The 25,345-nt window shown below is 70.1% G+C and carries 22 protein-coding genes and 1 tRNA gene; 14 read left to right on the top strand and 9 right to left on the bottom strand.

What is annotated here, in order from left to right:
- Nucleotides 1–4: 4 nt before the first annotated feature.
- The 3 genes from G4D86_RS45055 to G4D86_RS45045 all read left to right on the top strand — a co-directional run bounded on the left by G4D86_RS45055 (nt 5) and on the right by G4D86_RS45045 (nt 2,939).
- Nucleotides 5–1,366, top strand: coding sequence for a sensor histidine kinase (locus G4D86_RS45055; RefSeq protein ID WP_164001324.1), 1,362 nt, complete (start codon nt 5–7; stop codon nt 1,364–1,366).
- Nucleotides 1,367–1,378: 12 nt separating this feature from the next.
- Nucleotides 1,379–2,323, top strand: coding sequence for a metallophosphoesterase family protein (locus G4D86_RS45050; protein ID WP_164001322.1), 945 nt, complete (start codon nt 1,379–1,381; stop codon nt 2,321–2,323).
- A 118-nt stretch (nt 2,324–2,441) separates the two neighbouring features.
- Complete coding sequence (locus tag G4D86_RS45045) at nt 2,442–2,939, top strand: SixA phosphatase family protein (RefSeq protein ID WP_164001320.1); 498 nt, start codon at nt 2,442–2,444, stop codon at nt 2,937–2,939.
- A 6-nt stretch (nt 2,940–2,945) separates the two neighbouring features.
- On the opposite strand, the gene G4D86_RS45040 is transcribed toward G4D86_RS45045, so the two are convergent.
- The 6 genes from G4D86_RS45040 to G4D86_RS45015 form a co-directional block, all read right to left on the bottom strand.
- Entirely contained in the window at nt 2,946–3,398 is a 453-nt protein-coding gene (locus G4D86_RS45040; RefSeq protein WP_164001318.1) for a DUF1634 domain-containing protein, read from the bottom strand.
- A complete protein-coding gene (locus G4D86_RS45035) occupies nt 3,395–4,237 on the bottom strand; it encodes a sulfite exporter TauE/SafE family protein (RefSeq protein ID WP_164001316.1) in 843 nt (280 codons plus the stop codon). The genes G4D86_RS45040 and G4D86_RS45035 overlap by 4 nt, the downstream gene beginning before the upstream one ends.
- 95 nt (nt 4,238–4,332) lie before the next feature.
- Nucleotides 4,333–5,094: a carbonic anhydrase gene (locus G4D86_RS45030; protein WP_164001315.1), complete on the bottom strand. Its 762-nt coding sequence runs from the start codon at nt 5,092–5,094 to the stop codon at nt 4,333–4,335.
- Nucleotides 5,091–6,638 carry a SulP family inorganic anion transporter gene (locus G4D86_RS45025; protein WP_164001313.1) on the bottom strand — a complete coding sequence of 516 codons (1,548 nt, stop codon included), beginning with the start codon at nt 6,636–6,638 and terminating at the stop codon, nt 5,091–5,093. Before G4D86_RS45025 ends, G4D86_RS45030 begins: the two co-directional genes overlap by 4 nt.
- Nucleotides 6,639–6,828: 190 nt before the next feature.
- Nucleotides 6,829–8,172, bottom strand: coding sequence for a sigma-54-dependent transcriptional regulator (locus G4D86_RS45020; protein WP_164001311.1), 1,344 nt, complete (start codon nt 8,170–8,172; stop codon nt 6,829–6,831).
- The gene (locus G4D86_RS45015) at nt 8,169–9,812 is read right to left on the bottom strand and encodes a sensor histidine kinase (protein WP_164001309.1); all 1,644 of its coding nucleotides are present in this window, start codon (nt 9,810–9,812) and stop codon (nt 8,169–8,171) included. The genes G4D86_RS45020 and G4D86_RS45015 overlap by 4 nt, the downstream gene beginning before the upstream one ends.
- 125 nt (nt 9,813–9,937) lie before the next feature.
- On the opposite strand from G4D86_RS45015, the gene G4D86_RS45010 reads away from it, so the two are divergent.
- The 11 genes from G4D86_RS45010 to G4D86_RS44960 all read left to right on the top strand — a co-directional run bounded on the left by G4D86_RS45010 (nt 9,938) and on the right by G4D86_RS44960 (nt 20,426).
- Entirely contained in the window at nt 9,938–10,627 is a 690-nt protein-coding gene (locus G4D86_RS45010) for a response regulator (protein ID WP_164001307.1), read from the top strand.
- Between the two features lie 116 nt (nt 10,628–10,743).
- Nucleotides 10,744–11,991: a porin gene (locus G4D86_RS45005; protein WP_164001305.1), complete on the top strand. Its 1,248-nt coding sequence runs from the start codon at nt 10,744–10,746 to the stop codon at nt 11,989–11,991.
- A 36-nt stretch (nt 11,992–12,027) separates the two neighbouring features.
- On the top strand, nt 12,028–12,849 hold the full coding sequence (locus tag G4D86_RS45000) for a phosphate ABC transporter substrate-binding protein (RefSeq protein WP_164001303.1): 822 nt from the start codon (nt 12,028–12,030) through the stop codon (nt 12,847–12,849).
- 40 nt (nt 12,850–12,889) lie between these two features.
- Nucleotides 12,890–13,900, top strand: coding sequence for a phosphate ABC transporter permease subunit PstC (pstC, locus tag G4D86_RS44995; protein WP_164001301.1), 1,011 nt, complete (start codon nt 12,890–12,892; stop codon nt 13,898–13,900).
- Nucleotides 13,897–14,808, top strand: coding sequence for a phosphate ABC transporter permease PstA (gene pstA / locus G4D86_RS44990; protein WP_164001298.1), 912 nt, complete (start codon nt 13,897–13,899; stop codon nt 14,806–14,808). Before pstC ends, pstA begins: the two co-directional genes overlap by 4 nt.
- Before the next feature lie 50 nt (nt 14,809–14,858).
- Nucleotides 14,859–15,602 (top strand): phosphate ABC transporter ATP-binding protein PstB, encoded by a 744-nt coding sequence (pstB, locus tag G4D86_RS44985; protein ID WP_240360842.1) that lies wholly within the window; start codon nt 14,859–14,861, stop codon nt 15,600–15,602.
- Between the two features lie 29 nt (nt 15,603–15,631).
- Nucleotides 15,632–16,318, top strand: coding sequence for a phosphate signaling complex protein PhoU (gene phoU / locus G4D86_RS44980; protein ID WP_164001294.1), 687 nt, complete (start codon nt 15,632–15,634; stop codon nt 16,316–16,318).
- A 136-nt stretch (nt 16,319–16,454) separates the two neighbouring features.
- The gene (locus tag G4D86_RS44975; RefSeq protein WP_164001292.1) at nt 16,455–17,675 is read left to right on the top strand and encodes a ceramide glucosyltransferase; all 1,221 of its coding nucleotides are present in this window, start codon (nt 16,455–16,457) and stop codon (nt 17,673–17,675) included.
- An 80-nt stretch (nt 17,676–17,755) separates the two neighbouring features.
- A complete protein-coding gene (locus G4D86_RS44970) occupies nt 17,756–18,589 on the top strand; it encodes a metallophosphoesterase family protein (protein ID WP_164001290.1) in 834 nt (277 codons plus the stop codon).
- 97 nt (nt 18,590–18,686) lie between these two features.
- On the top strand, nt 18,687–19,067 hold the full coding sequence (locus tag G4D86_RS44965) for a response regulator (protein WP_164001288.1): 381 nt from the start codon (nt 18,687–18,689) through the stop codon (nt 19,065–19,067).
- A 78-nt stretch (nt 19,068–19,145) separates the two neighbouring features.
- Complete coding sequence (locus G4D86_RS44960) at nt 19,146–20,426, top strand: hemolysin family protein (protein WP_164001473.1); 1,281 nt, start codon at nt 19,146–19,148, stop codon at nt 20,424–20,426.
- A gap of 76 nt (nt 20,427–20,502) precedes the next feature.
- Here the strand turns inward: G4D86_RS44960 and G4D86_RS44955 are convergent, their stop codons facing one another.
- From G4D86_RS44955 to G4D86_RS44945, 3 genes are all read right to left on the bottom strand, one after another.
- Nucleotides 20,503–21,966: a fibronectin type III domain-containing protein gene (locus G4D86_RS44955; protein ID WP_164001286.1), complete on the bottom strand. Its 1,464-nt coding sequence runs from the start codon at nt 21,964–21,966 to the stop codon at nt 20,503–20,505.
- A 278-nt stretch (nt 21,967–22,244) separates the two neighbouring features.
- Nucleotides 22,245–22,318, bottom strand: a tRNA-Arg gene (locus tag G4D86_RS44950).
- A gap of 124 nt (nt 22,319–22,442) precedes the next feature.
- A partial coding sequence (locus G4D86_RS44945; protein WP_205520356.1) for an Ig-like domain-containing protein occupies nt 22,443–25,345 on the bottom strand: 2,903 nt, incomplete at its 5' end.

The raw sequence follows: 25,345 nt of genomic DNA, 5'->3' as shown, positions 1-25,345 counted from the left end.
GCTCATGCCCGTGCGCGCCATCCTCCTCCCGCTGCTGCTGCCGGCCCTCGTGGTGGCGGTGCTCGTCGCCGTGCTGGACACGCCCGGCGGCGCGCTGGCCGCGGCGCTCGTCACGCTGGCCGGCTCTCTCATGGCCCTGGGCGTCAGCCGGGGGGCCCTGCAGCGGCAGCTGGACACGCTGGCCCTCCACACGCGCGGCCGCGCCGAGGGCGCGCTCACCGTGCCCGCGCCGGACCCGGACCAACTGGAGGAGGTGGCCAACCTCGAGGGCGCCATCGACTCGCTCCACGCCCGGCTGTCCGAGCAGCACTCGCGGCTCACCCAGGAGGCCCGCACCCTCACCGCCGTGCTGGACGGCATGGCCGAGGGCGTCTGGGTGACGGACGACGCGGGCACCGTGGTGCGCCACAACGACGCGCTCCGAGACATCCTCCAGTCCACCTCGGGAGAGCTCATCGGCCAGCGCCCCCTGGCACTGCTGCGCAACGACGAGCTGCATGACGCGGTGATGCGCGCCTGCCGCGAGGGCGCCTCCACCCGGCTCGAGCTGGAGCTGGAGGGGTTGTTTCCCCGCACGCTGTCCGTCCGGGTGACGCCGCTGGGCCGCGACTTGCCGGGCAGCGCCGCCGTCTTCCACGACATCACCGAGCTGCGGCACCTGGAGAAGGTGCGCAAGGACTTCGTGGCCAACGTCTCCCACGAGCTGCGCACGCCGATTACCGCCATCCGCGGCTACGCGGAGACGCTGCAGGGCGGCGCGCTGAATGACCCCGTCATGGCGCCGAAGATGGTGGAAATCATCCACCGCCAGTCCGAGCGCCTCTCCGAGCTGGTGGAGGACCTGCTGGAGCTGTCGCGCCTGGAGTCGCGCGAGGTGCGCCTGACGCTCACCGAGGTGCCCCTGGCCGAGGCCGCCGCCCGCGCCGCCGACACGGTGCGCCCCAAGGCCGAGGGCAAGTCCCAGCGGGTTTCACTCCACGTCCCGGCGGAGCTGCGGGCCCTGGGAGACCCGCGCGCGGTGGAGCAGGTGCTCCTCAACCTCCTGGACAACGCGGTGAAGTACACGCCGGCCGGGGGACGGGTGGACGTATACGGTGCGTGTGAGGAAGACCGCTGCGTGGTGCGCGTGAAGGATACCGGGCTGGGAATCGAGCCCCGGCACCTGTCCCGCATCTTCGAGCGCTTCTACCGGGTGGACAAGGGTCGCAGCCGCGACATGGGTGGCACCGGCCTGGGCCTTTCCATCGTCAAGCACCTGCTGCAGGCCATGGAGGGGGAGGTCAAGGTGGAGAGCCAGCCCAACGAGGGCAGCACCTTCACCATTTTTCTTCCCCGGGCCGCTCCCCCCAAGGCTGCGACCGGATAGGATGGGGCGACCATGCGGGTCGCTATCCTCGCGGACATCCACGGCAATCTTCCTGCCTGCGAGGCTGTCCTCGAGGACATCACGCGCTCGGTGGCGCCCGACTACATCGTCGCGGCCGGAGACCTCGCGCTGCGCGGCGCGCACCCGCGCGAGACGGTGGACCTGCTCTTCGACCGCTGCGACTCGGTGCTGATGGGCAACACCGACTGCTACCTCGCGGGCAACTACCTGGGTGGGGCCTACCGCGAGCGGGACCACTGGAAGACGGAGTTGCTGCGCTGGACGAGAGACCAGCTCGGCGGAGAGCTGCTGCAGAAGCTGGGCGCCCTGCCCTTCTCCGTGCGCTACACGCCGCGCAAGGGACAGGACCTCTTCGTCTGTCACGCCAACCCGCGCAACCTCGAGGAGTCGCTGGACCCGACGCTGGACGACGTCGCGGTGCGCCGCTTCTTCAACCACCTGGACGCGGCCGCGTGCGCCTTCGGGCACCTGCACTTCCCCTACCGCCGCCGCGTGGGTCGGATGCTCATCGCCGACGTGGCCAGCGCGGGCATTCCGCGTGACGGGGATTTGCGCCCCGCCTACGGCGTCTTCACCTTCACGCCCAAGGGCTGGCGGGTGCAGATCCGCCGCGTGCGCTACCCGGTGCGCAAGGCCACGCAGGCCCTCACCGCGAGGCGCGTGCCCGGCGGCCCGCTGCTCATCCACAAGCTGGTGGAGGCGCGCTACCGCCACCACAACGCGCTGTTGGAAGCCGCGCGCCGCCACTCCGGCCTGCCCCCTCCGGGGCCCGTGCTCCGCCCGCCGCCCGGCGCCGTCGCGCGCAACCTGGCCACGCCGCTCGACGACCGGCCGCCCACGGAAGTGGACCCCGGCACCCTGCCCGCGGATATGGACGGCACCGTGACGGACGCCAGCCCGCTGCCGCTGGACATCCTCAACGACATGGAAGGCTGAGCCTCCCGGCTGCCTTCGCGGACGTGTCCAGCAACCACTTCCGAACGCCTGGACACACGGTTGTCGCAGTGCCGTTGCTTGCGCGTGGGCCGGGGCGGTGTGATTCACCGCCGCCACCATGTCTCCCCGAGAGCTACCGTTGCTGCTGGTCCGCCACGCCGTGGCGGAGGACTCCCATGAGCTGGGCGACGAGGCCCGCGCCCTCACCTCCGAGGGCCGCGCGGCCTTCCGCCACCATGCCCGAAAGCTGGCGCGCCTCACGCCGCTGACGGGCATCGTCACCAGCCCGCTGGTGCGCGCGGTGCAGACGGCGGAGCTGCTCTGCGAGGCCTTCGGCCTGTCCAGCGTGGAGGTGCACCCGGCGCTGGTGCCCGGCCCCGGTGCGCACAAGCGCATCCTCAAGCTGGCCCGTCACCTGGGCCCGGGCTGGGCGCTGGTGGGCCACAACCCCTCGCTGGAGCGAGCGGCCGCGCTCGCGCTCGACGGAGAGGAGTTGCCGGAGAAGCTGCGCAAGGGCACGGCGCTGGCACTGCGGCCGCTCGCCGACAAGGGCTTCACCCTCGCGTGGTGGGCCACGCCGGGCCGGCCGGTGCGGCGCCCCGGCGACCGGCGCTGAAGAGCCTCAGCCCTCCGCCGCGCCCAGGATGAAGGACAGCACGAGCAGGGCCAGCACCGTGGTGGTGATGGCCACGTAGCGCGTGTCCCGCTGCTGCCGGAAGATGAGCAGCGACAGCGCCACGCGCATCACCGGCACCGCCATCATCACCAGCAGCCCGGACATCACGAAGGACTGCCCGCGCGCGGCCATGGCCCCGGCCACCACGTCCGACAGGCCGTGCGGCACCGGGTGCGGCGCGGTGAGCCGCTGCAACGCCTCCGACGAGACGAGGTAGTCCGGGTGGCGCAGGAAGGTCACCAGCGTGCCCAGCGTCACCAGCGTCAGGCTGGCCAGCACGCCGTAGCGCAGCAAATCGCTGATGAGCAACTCCGGGACGAGCGGTACCGGCTCGGCCTCCACCTCCAGCGCGGTGGCGACGACCTGCTCCCGACGCTGCGACTCCGGCCCCTCGCTCATGACACCCACCCCTTGAGCAGCATCTCGTACGCCACCCACAACAGCACGAAGACGAAGAGCCCGCGCAGCCAGGTGCTGTTCATCCGCGCCATCAGGTGGCGCGAGCCCAGCCACGCGCCCAGCGTGACGCCCACGCACACCGGCCCGGCGATGAACGGGTCGATGTAGCCGCGTGCGAAGTAGACGCCCGCGCTGGCCGCCGCCGTCACGCCAATCATGAAGTTGCTGGTGGCGGTGGACACCTTCAGCGGCAGCCGCATGGCCAGGTCCATGGCCGGCACCTTCAGCGCCCCCGAGCCGATGCCCAACAGCCCGCTCACCGTGCCCGCCACGTACATCAGCCCCAGCCCCAGGAGCGGCCGGGTGACGCGGTAGGGCACCTCGCGCCCGGAGGCCTCGTCCCAGTAGCTGCCGTGCAGCGCCAGCTGGTCCGCCAGCGCATCCGCGGGCACCGGCGTCTCTTCATGCGCCCGCATCCGCCGGAGCATGGCCAGCGCCGAGTACGCCATGACGGTGCCGAAGACGAGGTACACCACGCGCCCCGCGACGAGGCCGGCCAGGTACGCCCCGGTGAGCGCGCCCGCCGTGGTGGCCAGCTCCAGGAACATGGCCACCCGCATGTTGGCCATCCGGTCGCGCACGTACGCCGCCGCCGCGCCGCTGGAGGTGGCGATGACGGAGACGATGGACGCCCCCACCGCGTAGTGGATGTCCACCTTCAGCCACAGCGTGAGGACGGGAATCAGGATGAGCCCGCCGCCGATGCCCAGCAGCGAGCCCAGCAACCCCGCCCCCACGGAGAAGCAGAGGACCACGAGCGTGAAGAGGAAGGGAGTCATCGAAGCGCGAGCGCATCCTTCCTCGCTCGCGCCCTTTTTCCAACAAGAGGACGGCGCCTTTCGCGCCGCCCCCCTGCCTGCCTGCTCGCCTGTCGTCAGCTCCCGCTGGCGACGGAGAGCCACTGGGGCGGTCCGGACTTCGGCCCCGTGGCGTCATTCGCGGAGGGCTCGTCGTCCGTCATGGACGTGCCCCCGCCCAGCTCCCGCAGCAGCGCCTCCCCCACCAGCTCGTCCATGGGGACGAAGCGGCCCTGCGTGGGGCGCCAGGCGTGGACCTGGGCATGGGCGATGTCGAACCACCACCCATGCAGCCGGAGCGTGCCCGCCGCGAGCCGCTGCTTCACCAGCGGGTACGTCTTGATGTGCTCCAGCTGCTGCAGGACGTTGAGCTGCGAGAGCCGGTCATGCTCCGGCAGCCCCTCGCCCACCGGGCTCCCGGCGCGCAGGGCGCGCAGCGCACCCTGGCCGTGCGTGAGCCAGTGGGCCAGGTTGGGCGTCTCCGGCCCCACGCCTCCCGCGAGGATGGCCTTCATCGCGCCGCAGCTCGAGTGGCCGCAGATGACCACGTCCTCCACCGGCAGGTGCTGCAGCGAGAACTCCAGCGCCGCGGGCTCGGACTGGTCTCCCGTGGAGTGGCCGTCGGCGTCCGAGGGCGGCACCAGGTTGCCCACGTTGCGGACCACGAACAGGTCCCCCGGGTCCATGGACACGAGCAGGTTGGGCACCACGCGGCTGTCCGCGCAGGAGATGAAGAGGCAGTCGGGGTACTGGCCCTGGGCCAGCTTCAAGAAGACGTCGCGATACCCCGGACGGGCGTTGAGCTGGAAGTCGAGCAGACCACGGATGAGCTTCTTCACTGTGCACCTCCAGAAACGAGATTGTTCGAGGACACCCGCGCGGCCAGGCCGGACGCGGCCGACCTGCGGGTGCCCTTGTGGGTCCAGATTTCCTCCAGCGACTCACTGCTCACGCTGCCGCCCGTCTTGCGGTGCGTGTCACACCAGTTCTCCAGGGCCTCGTGCCCGGAGTGGTCCAGCGTCTCCAGCGCCAGGTCCAGCTCCACGCGCGCGCCGGTGGGCACCCGAGCCAGCGCCGTGGACAGCCGCGGCACGCCCACGAAGGTGAGCGCGCCCGACACGCGGACCTGGTACGCCTCACCCTGCTTGCGCACGTCCACGTGGACGCTGCCCAGGTGCCACAACAACCGCAGCATCGCCACGAGCAACCCCAGGCCGATGCCCGCCAGCAGGTTGATGCCGACGACGCCCGCCACGGTGACGAGGTACACGGGCAGCTCGCCGCGGTGGTTCAGCTCGCGGATGTGGTCCACGTTCACCAGCTTCACGCCGACCACCACGAGCAGGCCGGCCAGCACCGTCAGGGGCACCAGGCCCGCGACGGAGCCCAGCAGCGTGACGAAGAGCAGCAGCCACACGCCGTGCATCACGCCCGACATCCGTGTCTTCGCGCCGGCACCGATGTTCGCCGCGCTGCGCACGATGACGCCGGAGATGGGCAGCCCGCCGACGAGGCCGGACACCGTGTTCGCCAGCCCCTGCGCGAACAGCTCGCGGTCCAGGTTGGCGCGCGGCCCCGAGTGCATCTTGTCCGTGGCCACCGCGCACAGCAGTGACTCGGCGCTGGCCACCAGCGCCAGCGACACCACGGCGGCCGCGAACACGCCCCAGCCTCCCTGGGGCAGCGACGGGAGCTGGAAGCTGCCCAGCAGGTTCTCCGGCAGCTGCACGCGCGTCACGTCCGCGCCCCACAGCGCCGCCACCACCGTGGCGCCCACCACGGCCACCAGCGGCCCCGGCACCGCCTTCAGCCGCTTCACCGGCATCACCTGCCACAGCACGAGCAGGCCGATGGTGAGCACTCCCAGCACCGCCGCGGGCCCATGGACGTCCGCGAGCTGCCCCGGCAGCTCCTTCAGGTTCTGCCACGCGCTGGACTGCGGCGCGCCGCCCAGGACGATGTGCACCTGTCCCAGGACGATGAGGATGCCGATGCCCGCCAGCATGCCGTGGATGACGGCCGGAGAGATGGCCAGCGCCGCGCGCGCCACCTTCAGCCCGCCCAGGAGCATCTGCAGGAGCCCCGCCGCCGCGACGACGGCGAACGTCGTCGTCAGCCCCAGCTGTTGAATGAAACCGAAGACCATCACCGCCAGCCCGGCCGCGGGTCCGCTCACCTGCAGCGGCGCGCCACCGAACAACCCGACCACCAACCCTCCCACCACGCCGGCAATCAGCCCGGAGATGATGGGCGCGCCCGACGCGAGCGCGATGCCCATGCACAGGGGCAGGGCCACCAGAAAGACCACCAGGGAGGCAGGCAGGTCCGCGACGAGCGACTTCCACGCGGCCGCCCCATTCCCAGGACTCTTCAACTTCTCCATCACACCTCCACGAGAAGGCGCCATGACCTGGCGCACACAGTGCTCGTGGGCCTTCGCAACATGCGTGCCGCCGCGCTGACCCCTCGCGTCAGAGGGAGCGGCGTTGGCGGGGTGCGGAGGGGGATGAAAGCTTTTTGAAGTGGCCGTCCGGGGGCTGAAAGAATCTTGAATGCCCGCTCGGCGTCGGGCGTCAGTCCTCGCCCAGCCGGCGGAGGAAGGTGGGGTACGACAGCCCGAGCGCCCGGGCGGCCTCCATCCTCCGGCCCTCGAGCCGGCCGAGGACGTGGCGGACGTAGAGGCGCTCCACCTCCTCCATCGCTCGGGGCGGGCCCGGCACCACGAAGGCGTCAGGGTCCGTCGGTGACGGCGTGGCGTCACCGCGCGGCTCCAGCGCCTGCAGCTCCAGGGCGGGCCCCGTCTCCAGCACCAGCGCGCGCTCCAGCACGTTGCGCAGCTCGCGCACGTTGCCCGGGAAGGGGTAGCGCTCCAGCCGCTTGACGGCCGCGGGCGAGAAGCCCACGGGCCTGCGCCCCAGCTCGGCGCACAGCTCCGCCACCAGCGACTCCGCCAGCGGCAGCACGTCCTCGCGCCGCTCGCGCAGGGGCGGCAGCTCCACCCGGAAGACGCTCAGGCGGAAGTAGAGGTCCTCGCGAAAGCGGCCCTCGGCCACCTCGCGCGTGAGGTCCCGGTTGGTGGCGGCCACCACGCGCGCGGTGCTCTGCAGCTCCACGGTGCCACCCAGGCGGCGGAAGGCCCCCTGGTCCAGGAAGGTCAGCAGCTTCGCCTGGAGGCCGAGCGGCAGCTCGCCGATCTCGTCGAGGAAGAGCACGCCGCCATTGGCCACCTCCACCAGGCCGCGCCGGGCCGCGCGCGCGTCGGTGAAGGCGCCGCGCTCGTGGCCGAACAGCTCACTCTCCACCATCGTCGCGGGCAGCGCCGCGCAGTTGACGTGGACGAAGGGCCCCTGCCCTCCTCGCAGGGCGTGCAGGTGACGGGCAATCACCTCCTTGCCCACGCCCGTCTCGCCCAACAGCAGCACCGCGCTGCGCGGCGCCGTCGCGATGCGCTCCAGCATCTGCAGCGAGGCCATCATCGCCGGGGAGCGGGGACGCAGGAGCCGGTGCCGGCCGCCCAGCTCGCTCTCCGCCTGCCGCAGCCGCTCGTGCAGCTGCAGGTCCGCGGCGGCCCGGCGCGCGCGCAGCACCAGGTCATCCAGCTCCACCGGCTTGGACAGGTAGTCGCGCGCGCCCGCCTTGATGGCCTCCACCGCGTTGGCGATGTCCCCGTGCGCCGTCACCAGCAGCACGGCGGTGTCCGGGAACTGGGTGCGCAGCTCGGGGACGAAGTCGATGCCGTCTCCGTCGGGCAGGCGCCTGTCCAGCACCACCACGTCCGGCGCCTCGCGAGAGAGCGCCGCGCGCGCGTCGTGGAGCGAGTGCGCCGTCGTCACCCGGAAGCCCTCCTGCCGGAGCACCGATGCGGCCAGCGCGGCGAAGGTCCGGTCGTCGTCCACCAGCAGCAGATGGGTGCTCATGGCGTGCGCTCCAGGGGCAGCCGAAGCGTGAAGCGGCTGCCCTGCGGACGGCGGAGATAGGTCAGGCTTCCCCCATGAGCTTCGACGGAGGAGCGGGCCATGGGCAACCCCAGGCCGATTCCCTTCGCACGGCCCGTGGCGAACGGCTCCCACAGCCGTGGCTCGAGCCCGGGGTCCACGCCTCCCGCGTTGTCCTCCACCACCAGCACGCCCTCGTCGCCTTCCCGCGTCAGGCTCACGGACACCCACGGCTCGGTCCGCAGCCCCGTGTCCCGGGCCACCGCGCCCGCCTCCACCGCGTTGCGCACCAGGTTGTCGATGGCGCTCACCAGCAGCGCCGCGTCCCCCTGCACCATCAGCCCCTCCTCCAGCGACTTGCGCAGCTCCACCACTTCGGACTCGGGCAGCATGCTCACCGCCTGCAGCGCGTCCTCCGCCAGCAGCCGCAGCTCGCAGCTGCGGCGCATCGCGGCCCGCGGCGAGCCGAAGGACAGCAGCGAGCGCGCCAGGTGCCCCAGGCGCTCCACCTGCGAGCGCAGCGCCCGGACGGGCAGCTCGCTGCCCGCGGCGGTGTGCCGCAGCACGGAGAGCGCGGCCTGGATGCCATTGAGGGCGTTCTTCACCTCGTGCGCGATGAGCGCCGCGGCCGTGCCCAGGGCCGCCATCGTCTCCTGCCGCCGCAGCCGCTCCTCGGCCACCAGCAGGGAGCGGTAGGAGCGGCGCAAGAGGAGGATGAGCAGCACCAGCGTGCTGACGAGCAGCGCGACGTGCAGGGCCAGCTGCCGCAGCAGCCGCGCGCGCAGGTCCGCCGTGGCGGTCTCCTCCTCCAGCACCACCAGCAACAGGCCGCTCCGGCCCACCCACGCCGCCGCGCCCACCAGCGGGTTGCCAGAGAGGTTCAGCGGCCCGGGCACCTCCGCGAGCGCCCGCAGCCGCTCGGACGCCTCCGGCGGGTTCGAGCCTCGGGGCGACGGCAACAGGAACCGCCCGCGCTCGTCCATCAGCAGCTGTGTCGTCCCCGCGGTCGTCCGCGTGGGCAGCGCCCCGGCCCGCACCTCGCCGACGAGCACCCCGCGCACCCGGCCCTTGCCCATCATGGGGACGGCCACGACGAGCGGACCGCCCTCGCGCTCGAGCAAATCAATCTCCGGCGCGTGCCGCTCCACCATCCGCCGGAACCAGGGCCGCTGCGTCACCGGCGAGTCCCCCAGCGACATGCCGGGAGGGTCGCTCCACAGCCGATTGCCGTCGGGCCCGAGCAGGGCCACGCCCTCCGAGAAGAGCGACGAGTGGTAGAAGGCACTGTCGAGCAGCGCCTCTTCCGCCGGTGAGGTGCCGTCCTCCGGGAGGAGCGCGGGGTGCCCCGAGACACGGGCCAGCTCCGCCTCCAGCACCCCCAGGTGGACGCTCAGCGCGTCCGCCTGCACCCGGGCCGTGCTCGACAGGCGGGTGAGCAGCTCCTCGCGCGCGCGGCGCACGTCCTCGACGTAGCCGATGACGGGGCTCGTCAGCGCGACGAGCCCCACGAGGCCCAGGCCGACCAGCGCGGAGCGGCCGCCCCGCCGCTGCGCGTGCGCCAGCTCGCCGGGCGTGGGGGTGAGCGAAGGTACCGGTGGCGGGGACGGGAGCTGGGGGTCCATGGGTGCGTGAGGGAGATCTACACCGGAGCTGGAGGCTTCATCCCATCTGTCTTCGCCGGGACCTCACGCAGTTGTTGCAGACGCGTCACCCGGCGGCAAACCGGGACGCGCACATTGCGTGCGTCATGTCCCATGTCCTCATCGTCGACGACGAGCAAGACCTCGCGGAGCTGATCGACTTCAACCTGCGCGGCGCCGGCTTCACCACGCGCGTGGCCCACACCGGAGAGGTCGCCCAGGCCGCCGCCCGTGAGCAGAAACCAGACCTCGTGTTGCTGGACCTGATGCTGCCGGACATGTCCGGCATGGACGTCTGCCGGCAGCTTCGGGCCTCCACCCTGACGCGCGACGTCCTCATCGTCATGCTCACCGCCAAGGGCGAGGAGGCGGACCGCATCCGCGGCTTCGAGGCGGGCGCGGATGACTACGTCGTCAAACCCTTCAGCGTGCGCGAGCTGGTGCTGCGCCTCAAGGCCATCCTCCGCCGCGGCGGCCCGCCCACGGACGGCGTCGCGCCCCGGCTCATCGGCGCCCTCAAGCTGGACGTGGGCGCCCACCGCTTCTACGTGGAGGGCCGCGAGGTGCAGCTCACCGCGCTCGAGTTCCGCCTCCTGGAATACCTGATGACGCGGCCGGGCCGCGTCCAGACGCGAGACCAGCTCCTCGAGGAGGTCTGGGGCCTGTCCTCCTCCCTGGAGACCCGCACCATCGACACGCACGTCATGCGCCTGCGCGACAAGCTCGGCCCGGCGCGCGCGCTGCTGGAGACGGTGCGGGGTGTTGGCTACCGCATCATCGACCCAGCTGCTTCCTGACGCCCGTCACACGTTCGTGATGCACGTTCACCCATTTGTGACAGGCGGGACGCGAAAAGGCCACACGGCCCCCATAGATCGCCACGCGCCGTAACACACCGGAGCCCCCCAACATCATGCGCAATCTTCTCGTTGCATTGCTCACCGTGACCTCCAGCGCGGCACTGGCCCAGACGACGGAGCCACAGCCCGGCACTGCTGACGCGACGCCCCCCGCCACCGAGACGCCCGCGGCCACCGAGGCCCCCGCGGAGCCGCCCATCGACGAGCGGATGACCACCACGGAGGGCAAGGTCTCCTCCCTGGAGGAGCAGAACGTCGAGACGAAGAACGACCTGTCCGCGCTCAAGAAGCTGAAGATCTCCGGCTACGTCCAGGGCCGCTACCAGTACCAGGAGCCCCTGGACGACACCGGCGCGGGCGGCTTCAGCCGCTTCACCGTGCGCCGGGGCCGGCTCAAGACCACGTACACCACGGACTGGGCGCAGGTCATGCTGCAGCTTGACGCCGGGTCCGAAGCCGGCGTGACGCTCCGCGATGCCGAGGCCACGCTCTACTTCCCCGGCACGAAGCAGGCCATGGGCTTCACCCTGGGCCAGATGAAGTGGCCCTTCGGCTACGAAGCCGTGCAGTCCTCCAGCGACCGCGAGGTGCCCGAGCGCAGCCGCGTGGTGCGCGCCTTCCTCCCCGACGAGCGCGACCGCGGCGCGAAGCTCTTCGGCAAGTTCTACAAGAACATGCTCAACGTCAACGTCGGCGTCTTCGACGGCAACGGCCTCTTCAACCAGAACTCCGTCGGCCTCGACAACGACAAGGAGAAGGACATCATCGGTCGCGCCGGCTTCGACCTGAAGTGGCTGTCCGGCGGCATCTCCGGCTGGTACGGCCACTCCCTGGGCCGCAAGCCCACGGATACCTACCGCGTCGCGTATGACCGCAACCGCGTCGCGCTGGACGCGCAGATGTACCTGGACGTGCTGCCCTTCGGCGCCACCGCCATCAAGGGCGAGTACATCAACGGCACGACGTACTCGAAGAGCTCCGGCAGCACGAAGGTGGAGCAGCTCGGCGTGCCGGCCAGCGGCTGGTACGGACTGCTGGTGCAGAACGTGGGCCTGTCGGACGCCGTCGCCGTCCGCTACGACTACTTCGACCCCGAGAGTGGCCGCGCCAACCTCGCCACCCCGGAGGGCAAGCCCGGCCCCAACAACTCGATCGGCACGCTCGACGTCGCCCTGCTCCACTACTTCTCGGAGAACCTCAAGGCCACCCTCGCCTACGAGCTGCCGATGACGGCCGCGCCGGGCACGGCCGAGGACCCGCACGACAACCTGCTCACCCTCCAGCTCCAGGCCCGCTACTAGGCCCGCTCTCACCAACCGCAACCCGGAGAGACCCCAATGAAGACCTTTCTCAAGTCACTCGTCGCGGTGTTCCTGCTGGCACTGCCCATGGCCGCGCAGGCGGGCAACATCACCGTCAAGGGCTCGGACACCATGGTCATCCTCGGCCAGCGCTGGGCCGAGGACTACATGAAGAAGACCCCCGCCACCAAGGTGCAGGTGACGGGCGGCGGCTCCGGCACGGGCCTGGCGGCCCTGCAGAACGGCACCACGGACATCGCCATGTCCAGCCGCGAGATGAAGGACGCCGAGGGTGAGAAGCTGCGCACCCGCTACAACACCACTGGCGTGGAAATCGCGGTGGCCAAGGACGGCGTCACCTTCTACGTCAACGGCTCCAACCCGGTGAACTCACTCACCATGGAGCAGCTGCGCGACATCTACCTGGGAGACATCACCAACTGGAAGGACGTGGGCGGCCCGGACGCGCCCATCGTCGTCTACTCCCGTGAGAACTCCTCCGGGACCTATGTGTTCGTGAAGGACAACGTCCTCAACGGCGAGGACTACACCTCCACCGCCCAGACGCTGCCCGGCACCGCCGCGGTGGTGAACGCCGTCGCCAAGGAGAAGAACGGCATCGGCTACGGCGGCGCCGCGTACGCCAAGGGCATCAAGGAGCTGAAGGTCAAGAAGGGCAACGAGGAGATCGCCCCGACCGCGGAGAACATCAAGAACGGCAAGTACCCGCTGTCGCGCGACCTCTACTTCTACCTGCGCAACAAGCCCTCCGGTGAGGTCAAGGCCTTCATCGACTTCGCCCTCTCGCCCGAGGGGCAGGCCATCGTCACCAAGGTCGGCTACTTCCCCGTGAAGTAGGTCCGCCGTCACACGATTGTCACGCGAGGCCCTGACGCACATGGATAGACAGGTGGTCATGGAGCAGGGCCTCACGGAAACCTTGGCAGTGCCGCGGCTGTCCGCGGCCGCGCGGCGCCGGCAGCTCCGGGAGAAGGTCATCGCGGGCATCGTCACGCTGGTGGCCTTCACCGGCATCGCCGCCCTCGTGCTCATCATCGTCTTCGTGGCCAAGGAGGCGCTCGCGCTCTTCCTGGAGCCCGAGGCCCGCCACGAGGCCAGCCTCTCCAAGATGTTCCTGCCGCAGGTGGTGCGGCAGGGGAAGCCGCCGGCCTTCGTCTGGCAGCCGGTCTCCAATGTCCCCAAGGTCAGCATGATTCCGCTGTTCATCGGGACGCTGAAGACCACGGTCGTCTCCATGCTGGTGGCCGTGCCCGTGGGCGTCTTCGGCGCCCTCTACGCCGCCGAGTTCGCCCCCCGCCGCCTGCGCGAGCTGCTCAAGCCCGTCATCGAATTGCTGGCGGGAATTCCCTCCGTGGTGCTGGGCTTCTTCGCGCTGATGGTGATGGCCACGGTGCTGCAGGACACCTTCGGCCTGCACACCCGGCTCAACGCGCTGGTGGCCGGCATCGGCCTGGCGCTGGCCATCGTCCCCGTCATCTTCACCGTGGCCGAGGACTCGCTCACCGCGGTGCCGCGCAGCTACCGCGAGGCGTCCCTGGCGCTGGGCGCCACCCCGTGGGAGACGGCGTGGAAGGTGGTGCTCCCCGCGGCGGCCCCCGGAATCCTGGCCGCGTGCGTGCTGGGCTTCGGGCGCGCCATCGGCGAGACGATGATCATCCTCATGGCCTCCGGTAACGCAGCCATCGTCTCCGCCAGCCTGGGCGACTCGGTGCGCTCGCTGTCGGCCACCATCGCCGCGGAGATGGGCGAGGTGGTGGTGGGCAGCCCCCACTACTCCATCCTCTTCTTCATCGGCGTGCAGCTCTTCCTCTTCACCTTCGTCCTCAACATGCTGGCGTCCGCCTGGACGAAGAAGGTCATCAAGCGCCTGACGGGGAGTGCCTCGTGACGTACACCACACGCCGCGCGGTGGGGTTGTTCCTCACGACGCTCACCGGACTGGCCGCCTTCCTCATGGTGGGCATGCTGGCGCTCATCCTCCTGGATGTGATTGCCAACGGCGCCAGCCACGTCACCTGGACGTTCCTCTCCCAGCCGCCGAGCGACGGCATGATGGGCGGCGGCATCTTCCCCGCCATCGTCGGCACCGCGGCGCTCACCCTGCTGATGACGCTGGCGGTGATGCCGGTGGGCGTGCTCACGGCCGTCTACCTCCACGAGTACGCCTCGCCGGGCTCGCGCCTCGCGGCCTGGGTGCGCGTAGCCGTCGTGAACCTGGCAGGCGTGCCCTCCATCGTCTTCGGCCTCTTCGGCCTGGGCTTCTTCATCCTCTTCGTCGGCCGCGGCATGGACCGCGTGCTGGGCTACGAGGAGATGCACTGGGCACAGCCCGGCATCCTCTGGGCATCGCTCACCCTGGCAGTGCTGACGCTGCCGGTGGTCATCGTCTCCACCGAGGAGGCCCTGCGCGCGGTGCCCCTGGACCACCGCACCGCGAGCCTCGCGCTGGGGGCCACCCAGTCCCAGACGCTGGTGCGGGTGGTGCTGCCGGGCGCGCTGCCGGGCATCCTCACCGGCGCGGTGCTGGCCATCTCCCGCGGCGCGGGCGAGGTGGCGCCCATCCTCTTCACGGGCGCGGCCTACTTCCTCCCGGATTTGCCCAGCCACCTCAACTCACAGTTCATGCACCTGGGCTACCACACGTACGTGCTGGCCACGCAGTCACCGGACGTGGAGGCCACCCGCCCGCTGCTGTACGCGACGGTGCTGGTGCTGCTCCTGCTCACCTTCGCCCTCAACCTCGTCGCGGTCATCATCCGGACGCGCACGCGCCGCAAGGCCGCCGGCGCCCACTGAGAGACGGTACGCCTTCCATGTCCCTCCAGCCCCATACCCCGCGCGCGAAGATGGAGTCGCGGGAGCTGACGCTCCGCTACGGAACCAAGACGGCCATCAACAAGGTCTCCCTGGCCATCCTCGAGCATCGGGTGACGGCGCTCATCGGCCCCTCCGGCTGCGGCAAGTCCACCTTCCTGCGCTCGCTCAACCGGATGAATGACTTGATTCCGGGCACCAACCATACCGGCCACATCCTCCTGGACGACACGGACATCAACGACCGCAGCGTGGACGTGGTGGACCTGCGCCGCCGCGTGGGCATGGTGTTCCAGAAGTCCAACCCCTTCCCCAAGAGCATCTTCGAGAACGTCGCCTACGGCCTGCGCGTGGGGGGCATGAAGGACAAGGCAGAGCTGGCGGCCCGGGTGGAGAAGTCCCTGCGCGGCGGGGCCCTCTGGGACGAGGTGAAGGACCGCCTCAACGAGAGCGCCCTCGGCCTGTCCGGCGGCCAGCAGCAGCGCCTGTGCATCGCCCGCGCCATGGCCGTGGAGCCCGAGGTGCTGCTGATGGACGAGCCCGCCAGCGCGCTGGACCCCATCGCCACCGCGAAAATCGAAGAGCTCATCCACGAGCTGAAGGCGCAGTACACCATCGCCATCGTCACCCACAACATGCAGCAAGCCGCGCGCGTATCGGACCGGACGGCTTTCTTCTACATGGGCGAGCTGGTGGAATGCGGGGCCACGGAGCAGATCTTCACCAACCCTCGCGAGAAGCGCACCGAGGACTACGTCACCGGCAAGTTCGGGTGAGTGGACGAGCGGAAGAAGGGACACGGGAGATGGCGGCGACCCATACGGACAAGGCCTTCGAGCAGGACCTGAGGGACCTGCGGGAGAAGCTCCTCGCGATGGGGGCCAAAGTGGAGAACCTCATCGCGCAGAGCATGAAGGCCCTCACCGAGCGCGACAGCGCGCTCGCGGAGAAGGTCGTCGCGGCGGACAAGGACGTCAACCGCCTGGAGGTGGAGATCGACGAGCTGTGCCGTCGCATCCTCGCCCTGCGCCAGCCGGCCGCCAGTGACTTGCGCCTCATCACCACCGCGCTGAAGATTGTCACGGACCTCGAGCGCATCGGCGACCTGGCCGTCAACATCGCCGAGCGCTCCATGGACCTGAACCAGGTCCCCCCGCTCGCGCCCTACGTGGACACGCCTCGGCTGGCGGAGCTGGCCCAGCAGCAGGTGAAGCGGGCCCTGGACGCCTTCGTCTCCGGCGACGTGACGAAGGCGGAGGAGGTGCTCCAGGGCGATGACCTGCTCGACGCCCTCTTCCTGAAAATCTTCAACGAGCTCCTCGCGTACATGATGGAGGACTCGAAGAACATCCGCCGGGCCACCGCGTTGATGTTCATCGCCAAGCACCTGGAGCGCATCGGCGACCACGCGATGAACGTGGCGGAGATGGTGGTCTACATGGTGCGCGGCAAGGACATCCGCCACCCGCGCAGCCGCAACCTCACCGACTAGCCAGACGGCTTCACCGGGGCGTCACACCGAATTGCCCCCGGCGCCGCGAGTGCTTCGCGGGCCTGACGCGAGCCCCCTCTAGCGTGCCACCCAGGTCGCGCAATGCCTGCGCGCCGACTTCGGGGACTGCCCGCGAATGCTGCTCGCCTCCGGCCTCCTGCTGCTCGCCGCCTGCTTCGGTCTCACCGCCCTCTTCATCCAGTACCTCTTCGTGCTCCGGCACCGGCGCGACGCGCCCCGCGTCCTCCCCGCGGGCGCGCCCCGGCCCGGCATCTCCATCCTCAAGCCGCTGTGCGGCGTGGACGACGACCTGGAGGCGAACCTGGAGCAGTTCGCCCGGCTCGACTACGCGGGGGACTACGAGGTGGTGTTGGGCGTGAAGGACACGCGGGACGCTGCCTTCGCGGTGGCGAGGGCGGCGGTGGCGCGGTGGCCGGGTGTCATGCGCCTGGAGCTGCAGGAGGGCGAGCCGGGGCTGAATCCGAAGGTGAACCAGCTCATCACCCTGGCGGACCGGGCGCGGCACGACGTGCTGGTCATCAGCGACAGCAATACGCGCGTGGCGCCGGGCTACCTGGAGGAACTGGCCGCGGCCTTCGCGGACCCGAGGGTGGGCTGCGTGACGCACCCGGTGGCGGGGCTGGGAGAGAAGAGCTTCGGCTCGCTGCTGGACAACCTCTACCTGGCCTCCAGCGCGGCGGCGGGGATGATTGCGGCCAAGCGCCTCGCGGACCAGGACATCGTCGTGGGCAAGTCCATGGCGCTGCGGCGCGAGGACGTGGACGCGCTGGGCGGCTTCTTCTCCGTGAAGGACGTGCTCGCGGAGGACTACGTCATCGGCCAGTGGGTGACGCGCAAGCTGGGCAAGCGCGTGGTGGTGGCGCGCACACCGGTGTTCAACGTGTCGCTGCGCAAGAGCGTGAAGGCCTTCTTCCAGCGCTACCTGCGCTGGAGCGTCATCCACCGCACGGCGGTGTCCCCGACCACGTACCTGGCCCAGTCGCTGCTCAATCCGGCGCCGCTGGCCGTGTTGGGCGCACTGCTCTCACCCTCCCCCACGGCGGGCATGGTGGCCATGGCGGTGGTGCTGGGCAAGGTGGCGGTGGACCTGGCCACGTGCCGCGCGCTGCGCGCGGAAGCACTGCCCTGGGACGCGGTGCCGGGCGTGCTCCTCAAGGACGCGCTGCTCTTCGCGGCCTGGTGGCACGGCGTCTTCTTTCGCACGGTGGACTGGCGCGGCACGAAGCTGCGCGTGGGGCCGGGCACCCGGCTGGTGCCGGTGCGCGCCCCCGCCTCTGTTCCCGAGCACACGCTTCACGCGCGTGAGGAGTTGCTGGCAGGCGAAGTCGTGAGCTGACGCACGACTGTCGCCAATCACTTGCTGCCCATTCACCAGAAGGCCCTGATGCCGCCGCAAGGAATGCCTATCTCAAGGGCATGCCTGTCCGAACGCTGGCACATCTGTCCGATCTCCACCTGGACCTGACCCCCGAGAGCGACGCGGCGGGCCGCGCGCTGATGGGAGCGCTCCAGGCCAGCGCCGTGGACCACGTGGTGGTGACGGGAGACCTGACGCACCAGGGCATGAGCGCGGAGTACCAGCGCTTCCGCGAGCTCTTCGCACCGCTGCTGGACGCCGGCAGGCTCACCTTCATCCCCGGCAACCATGACCGCCCCGGCGACGACGCGGGAAGTCAGTGGATGGAGGGCCACAAGGTGCGCGTGGTGGAGCAGCCGGGGCTGTACCTCGTCTGCGTGGACTCCACCGGTCCGCACAACCGCAACTACTTCGCGAGCCACGGAGAGCTGTCCCGCGCCGAGCTGGACGCGGTGGACACCGCCCTGGCCGCGGCGCCGCGCAGGACGCTGACGGCGGTGCTGGTGCACCACCACATCCTGCCGCTACCCGAGGAGAGCTTCCCGGAGCGGCTGGCCACGATGCTGGGCTGGCCCCACGCGGCGGAGCTGCCCGTGGGCGCGGAGTGGGTGTCGCGGCTGCAGGGGCGGTGTGACCTGGTGCTGCACGGCCACCGGCACGTTCCCGGCGAACGGGTGCTGGCGTCCGAAGCGGCGCGACCGCTGCGCATCTACAACGCGGGCAGCTCCGCGGACCTGGGGCGCTTCCGCGTGTTCCAGCACCAGGCCGGCCGGCTGCTCGGCGAGCCGGCGTGGTGCCGGGCCATGCTGTCGGAGCGCCCCCGCACCGCGAGCCACAACGTGCGCCCCGCGCTGCAGTACCTCGTCGGACAGCTCGGCATCGCCCTGTTCTAGCGCCCGCTCGCCCGCTCTCCCGGCAGGCGCCATTTCAGCGCCTGGTGTGAATGATGGACGCCTTCAGCGGAGTTCATCTCCTGTCGGGGGAGGATGATTGGCGCGACTTGCAACGGATGATGGCGCACGCAAGGTCCTGGTCGTCGATGACGACGCGGACTGGAGGGAGTTTCTCCGGCTCAGCCTGGAGGACCTTGGCTATGAGACTTTCGAGGCCGCGGATGGACAGGAGGCGCTGGACACGCTGAAGCGGGGTGACCGCTATGGCGTCATGCTGCTGGACCTCAACATGCCCGGCCTGAGCGGACTGGAAGTCGTGGAGCGGCTGCCGCGAGGTCCCCATCCGCGCATCGTGTTCCTCACCTCGGCGGCTGCACAGGACGTAGGCAACGCGCTGCTGTCCGGTCCGCACTACTACCTGCCCAAGGGCGCGAGCCGGGATCAACTGTCGCTCCTCTTGCAGTCACTTGGAGAGTGAGCGGCCAGCCTGCGACGGTTAGGGTAGAGGGCCCCTGAGAGGAGGGCCGTCATCGTCACCGAGCTCGTCATCATCCTGCTGCTGGTCCTGGGCAATGGCATCTTCGCCGGAGCCGAGCTGGCGGTGCTCTCCATGCGGCGCACGCGGCTGCGGGAGCTGATGGACGAGGGCAGCGGCTCGGCGAAGGCGGTGGAGAAGCTCCGGGGAGACCCGGAGCGCTTCCTCGCCACGGTGCAGATCGGCATCACCGTCATCGGCGCCACCGCGGCGGCCTTCGGCGGCGCCAGCATGGCCACCCGGCTGGGCGGCGTGCTGGTGCGGCTGGGACTGCCGGAGCAGCAGGCGGACGACGTGGCCCTGGCGGTGGTGGTGGCCTTCGTCTCGTACCTGTCGCTGGTGCTGGGCGAGCTGGTGCCCAAGTCGCTCGCCCTGCGCGCGGGCGAGCGCTACGCGCTGCTCATCGGCCGGCCCCTGCATGGACTGTCGTGGCTGATGCGGCCGGTGGTGTGGTTCCTCACCGCCAGCTCCAACGTGGTGCTGCGCCTCTTCGGAGACCGGACGAACTTCACGGAAGGACGGCTGTCGGCGGAGGAGCTGCAGCAACTGGTGGTGGAGGCCGCGAAGCAGGGCACGTTGGACCCGCACGCGGGGGAGATTGCCTCGCGGGCCTTCGAGATGGGCGACCTGACGCTGGGCGAGCTGATGGTGCCGCGCGAGCGCATCGTCGCGCTGCGGCGGCACTCGAGCGCGGAGGAAATCCGCCAGGTGCTGCTGGAGCACGGCCACTCGCGCATGCCGGTGTACGAGGACACGGTGGACAACATCGTCGGCTACGTCATCGCCAAGGACCTGCTCGGCGTGGCGTGGGAGGGCAACCTCATCGTCCTGGAGGACGTGATGCGGCCGCCCTTCTTCCTCGTGGAGTCCATGCGCGCCATGGACGCACTGAAGGAACTGCAGAAGCGGCGCATGCAGCTCGCGGTGGTGGTGGACGAGCGCGGCGGCGTGGCGGGCCTGGTGACGGTGGAGGACCTCGTGGAGGAGCTCGTCGGGGACATCCTCAGCGAGTCGGAGACACCGGAGGAGCTGGTGACGCGCGAGGGCCCGACGACGGCGCTGGTACAGGCCTCGGCGGCGCTGCGCGACGTCAACCGCGCGCTGGGCCTGGAGCTGGACGAGGACCAGGACTACTCGACGGTGGCGGGGCTGTGCATCTCGCTCGCGGGCGGCGCCATTCCGGAGCCGGGGACGCGGCTGAAGGCCGAGGGCGGCCTGGTGGTGGAGGTGCTGGAGTCCTCGCCCCGCCGCGTGCGCACCGTGCGCTTCCACCTGCCGCAGCCGCCGCAAGCGGAGGCGTGAGGAGTGGCCCGCGCTCGCCCCGGCGAGCCCCTCCCCTGCGCCTCTGTCACCGCACCGGGCCAGGGGCCCCGCCGCGTCAGGGGGTCGCCGGCGTGGCCTGCACCGTCGCTGAAGGGCCCGTCCCAGCGACGTTCCTCGCGATGAGGGTGAAGGTGTAGCTCGTCCCGTTGGTCAGATCGCTGACGAGGACCTCGTTCGCCGTCCCATCGACGTCGATGGGCGGCTGGTCGCCCGGCGTCACCGTCAGCACGTAGCCGTTGAGGGCCGCGCCCCCGTCGTTGGGCGGCGTCCACGTCAACCGCACCGACCCATTGGCGGGCGCCGCCGCGAGGTTGCTGGGAGCGGCGGGTACCGTCCGGGGCGTCTGGTTCACCGAGGCCGCTTCATTTTCCAACCAGGTGGTCTGGGCGTACACGGAGAACTTGTACGAGGTCCCGTTCTGCAGCCCCGTCACCGTGTAGCTCAGCTCGGTCGTGGTCCAGGTCACGTACTCGCCTCCGGGCAGGAGGGTGCCGATGCGGTACCGGCTGACGGGGCAGCCCCCCGTATCCGCGGGCGCACGCCAGAAGAGCTGGACCTGCCCGTTGCCCGGCTCGGACCTCAAACCCATGGGCGGGCTCGAATAGCCGCAGGGCATCACGACCTCGGGCTCGGACTCCGGTCCCCGCCCCACCGCGCTGTTGGCGGCGACGATGAAGGTGTATTCCGTGCCGTAGGTCAGCCCCGAGAAGGTGAACGTCGTCTCGGAGGTCTCCTCGGTCCGCACCACCTGCGCACCTTGCTTGAGCGTCACGGTGTAACCGGTGATGGGGCTGCCCCCGTCAGCCGGTACCGTCCAGGAGAAGGCCACCCGGTCGACGTACACGACGAGCGACCCGTCTGGGGCCCCGGGAGTGGTCACTGGCATGACCGCCACGGGCGAGGACTCGGGCCCCGCGAGCACGGAGTTGCTCGCCGACACGCTGACGAGGTAGCTCGTCCCGTTGGTCAGGCCGGAGATGGTGGCGCTCAGCCCGGAAGCCTGCTGCGTCGTCACGACCGTTTCTCCCTGGCGGACCGTGACGGTGTACCCGACGATGGGCATGCCTGTGTCCGTCGGCTCGCTCCAGGACACGGTGACCTGCTGGTTTCCGGGCGTCGCGGTGACGTCGCGCGGCGCGCCCGGAGTGACTCGGGGCACCACGGGCGCGGAGGCCGCGGAGGCAGGCCCAGCACCCTGGGCATTGCCCGCCGTCACGACGAACGTATAGGACGCGCCGTTGGTCAGCCCCGTGACGGTGAGGGACGTCGCCGAGCCCTCCTGTGTCTTCGCGACCGCTCCGTCGCGCAGCGCCTGGACGGAGTACCGCAGGATGGCGCTCCCGCCATCCTCCAGCGGCGCCGACCAGCTCACCGTGGCCTGCCCGTCGCCCGGGACGGCGCTCACGCTCCGCGGCGCGCCAGGGACCTTGAGGACGGGCCCTTCCGGCGCGTCATCACCGCAAGCCAGCAGCCCCAACACGAGCACCAGGCTCCATACCTTCGACCGAACACGGCTCATCGATTCACCTCGCGCCTCGTCTCCGAAGAGGGCTCTCTCGGAGAAGGGGGAAGTCGCATATCGGACGAGTCCGTGAACCACAAGAGCACGCCGGGACTTGCGGTCGGGAGTGCACTCGCAGACCGGGGACTCATCAACAGACCGGCGGCAAAGAGGTGGAGGTGCGCCTGCCCCCGCGCTCGGTGCTTCCGGCCCGTGGTGGGTGCGGCGTCACGCCCTGAAAAGACAAGGGCCCGGAACCGCAGGAGAGCATCCCCTTGGTTCCGGGCCCTTCTCTGCGCGGGATACAGGATTCGAACCTGTGGCCTTTGGCTCCGGAGGCCAACGCTCTATCCAGCTGAGCTAATCCCGCAGACGGCCATCAACAGCGGGCGACAAGTAGCCGAACTTCCCCGGCGACGCAAGCACGCAATCCCTCAACGGCTGGAAGGCGGCATCCCTTCCCCCTGCCTCCAGGGGGGATGCCGCCCCTGCCGCTAGTGCCGCCGTCGACGGTGGGCCGCCAGTAGGGCGAGCCCGATGAGCCCCGCCGTGGCCAGCGGTGAGCCACCACCGCCGCCCAGGGCACAACTCAGACCGCCACCGCGCGAGTCGATTTCCGTCGAAGGGATGACGCGGAAGAGCCGCAGCGCGGTGCGGTCGCTCTCGTTCCGGGCCTTGTCCACGGCATAGACGCTGATCGAGTGCTCCCCGTTGGGAATCTCCTCGGGCAGCGTGAAGCGCCACTGTCCTGCCGCGTCCACGCTCACCCGGCCCCGCTCGGTCCCATCCACGAAGATGACCACTTCGCTGGCGCCGCCCTCGGCGGTGCCGCGGAACTGCGGGGTCCGGGTCTCCACCGGGCTGCTCTCCACCGGGAAGTCCACCGTGGGCAGCAAGGGCGCGGTGTCATCCACCGTCCAGGTGTAGGTCTCGGGGCTTTCATCCTGGTTCCCCACCGCGTCAATGGCTCGCACCTGCAGGGTGTAGGTCAGTTCATCGAGCGGCGGAGGCACGAAGGAACTGTCGCAGGGGAAGAAGTCGGACTCGCCGAGCTTGCACTCGAAGTGCACCTCCTCCGCCTCGTCCTCCGTAGCGAACGTGAACCGCGAATTCTCCGAGCGGTCGAACAACTCGGGCTTCGTGAGGATTCTCGTACCGGGGCGTGTGGCGTCGACCGACCAGAGATGCTTGGCAGGTGTCGGGTCGGCATTCCCGGCCTTGTCGACCGCGCGAACCTGGAACTGGTACGAGCCGTCCTGGGGAGCGGTGAACGAATACGGGCTCGTGCAGCGATCGAAGAGCCCATCCACGCCGATACGGCACTCGAAGCCGTCGGGGTGCAGCTCCGACTGCTCCTCGAACGTGAAGGAGACGCTCCGCTCACGCCCGCGCGCCGGGGGCGAGGCCGTGATGCGGGTATCGGGCGAGGTGACATCGACAGTGATGGTCCGCGGCACCGCGTTCTCCAGCAGGCCCGGGTTGGTCGCCACGTCCGTCAGCGTGGTCCGGAGGATGTATGTCCGCTCCTCCACCAGCACGTTGCGCACCTCCCACGTGAGCAGGGGCGTGGTGTTGACCTGGTCGACGACGAGGTCTCCAAGGTAGACCCTGACAAGGCCCTGCTCCTGGGACGTGCCCCGGATGGTCAGCGTCGTCGTGTTGACGAATTCCTGCGCGGGCTCGGTCACGGGGGGGGACACCTTGGGCTCCTCGGTATCCACCACCCACGAATAGAAGGCCCCGTTGGGGTCACGCTCGTCGTCCACCGGGTCGGTATCCACCGCGTACACGTTGAGCGTGTGCAAGCCGTCATCAAGTTCGGACGAACCGCCCGCCACATCGGGGAACGTATGCGTGACGACCCGCGTCGGGGGAACCATGGTTCCGCAGTCCTTCTCCGGCTGGTCGTCAAGCTTGCACCGGAAGGTCACGTTGCCCCGGTTCGAGGTGAAGGCGAAGTCCGCGGTGGGGTCGTTGGTGAGCGCGTCGGGACGGCTGTTGATCTGGGTCGTCACGGCCTTGGACTCGACGCGCCAGGCATGGGTCGCCGGCGTGGGGTCCACGTTGCCGGCGGTGTCCACGGCCCGGACGAGCATCTTGTGAGGCCCATCCGCGACGCGTCGCTTGTAGTACCTCGTTGGACTTGCACAGGGAGGCTGGGGGGGCTCGGGGGTGGGGGCGTCACCCTCGATATCGAGGTCGCACCGCTGGAAGTCCTCACCGTCGAGGCTGCACTCGAAGTGCGAGAAATGCGCCTCGGTCGCGGTGTAGCTGAATCGCGCGTCGAGCAGACTCGTCAGCTCATCCGGAACGCACGTGGAATGCAGCGTGGTTTCCGGCAGCTCGGTGTCCACCGTCCAGGTGTAGCTGTCAGAGCTCGGGCCCACGTTCCCCGCCAGGTCCACCGCGCGCACCGACAGCGTGTACGTCGTTCCGTCCACCAGGCTGGTGATGGAGTGGGACGCCAGGCAGGGATGCCAGTCGTTGTCTCCCGGCAGGAGGTTCAGGCGGCACTCGAAGCGCGCCAGGTCGGTCGCGGTGGTGGTCAGGCCGAACACCGCCGTGTCCGAGTTGTCGGGATTGCGGGGAGGAACAGGCGACGTCCGGCTGATGGCGGCGTCCGGGTTCTCGTTGTCGATGAACCAGGTGTAGCTGGCCGGGCTCTCGTCCACGTTGCCCGCCGCGTCCTTCGCCCTCACCAGCAGCGTGTGCTGCTTGCGCTCGCCCTCGACGACGGTCAGCGTCGGCGTGTGCGGCGTGCCGCACCCGACGAAGGCCGCCCCGTCCAGGCTGCACTCGTAGTTGCTCGCTCCGATGCTCGGGTCGTCACTGCTGAAGTTGAAGGGGTCGTTCGTCTGCGTCTCCGGCGGAGGCTTGAGGGGAAGCGACGTGTCCGGCCTTACCGTGTCCACCGTCCACGAGTAGCTGGCGACGGGACTCGACTCATTCCCCGCCTGGTCCACCGTGCGTGCCGACAGCGTGTACCGCCGGTCGCCCTGAAGTGAGGGCTCGACATGCGTGGCCGAGCAGTTGCCCCAGCTTCCAGTGGTGGTCGCGCCACCTCCCGCCGGCCGCCAGTCCAGCCGGCACTCGAAGCGCAAGAAGTCCGGTGCCGCGGAGTCCAGGTCGAAGCCCGCGCTGGTGGCGTTGCTCGGGTCCCTCAGGTCCAGCGCGGTGATGGAGACCGGCGGATTCTCGTTGTCGATGAACCAGGTGTAGCTGGCCGGGCTCTCGTCCACGTTGCCCGCCGCGTCCTTCGCCCTCACCAGCAGCGTGTGCTGCTTGCGCTCGCCCTCGACGACGGTCAGCGTCGGCGTGTGCGGCGTGCCGCACCCGACGAAGGCCGCCCCGTCCAGGCTGCACTCGTAGTTGCTCGCTCCGATGCTCGGGTCGTCAC

Source organism: Pyxidicoccus caerfyrddinensis, from assembly GCF_010894405.1.
GTDB lineage: Bacteria > Myxococcota > Myxococcia > Myxococcales > Myxococcaceae > Myxococcus > Myxococcus caerfyrddinensis.
This window is presented reverse-complemented; position numbering and strand designations above follow the sequence as displayed.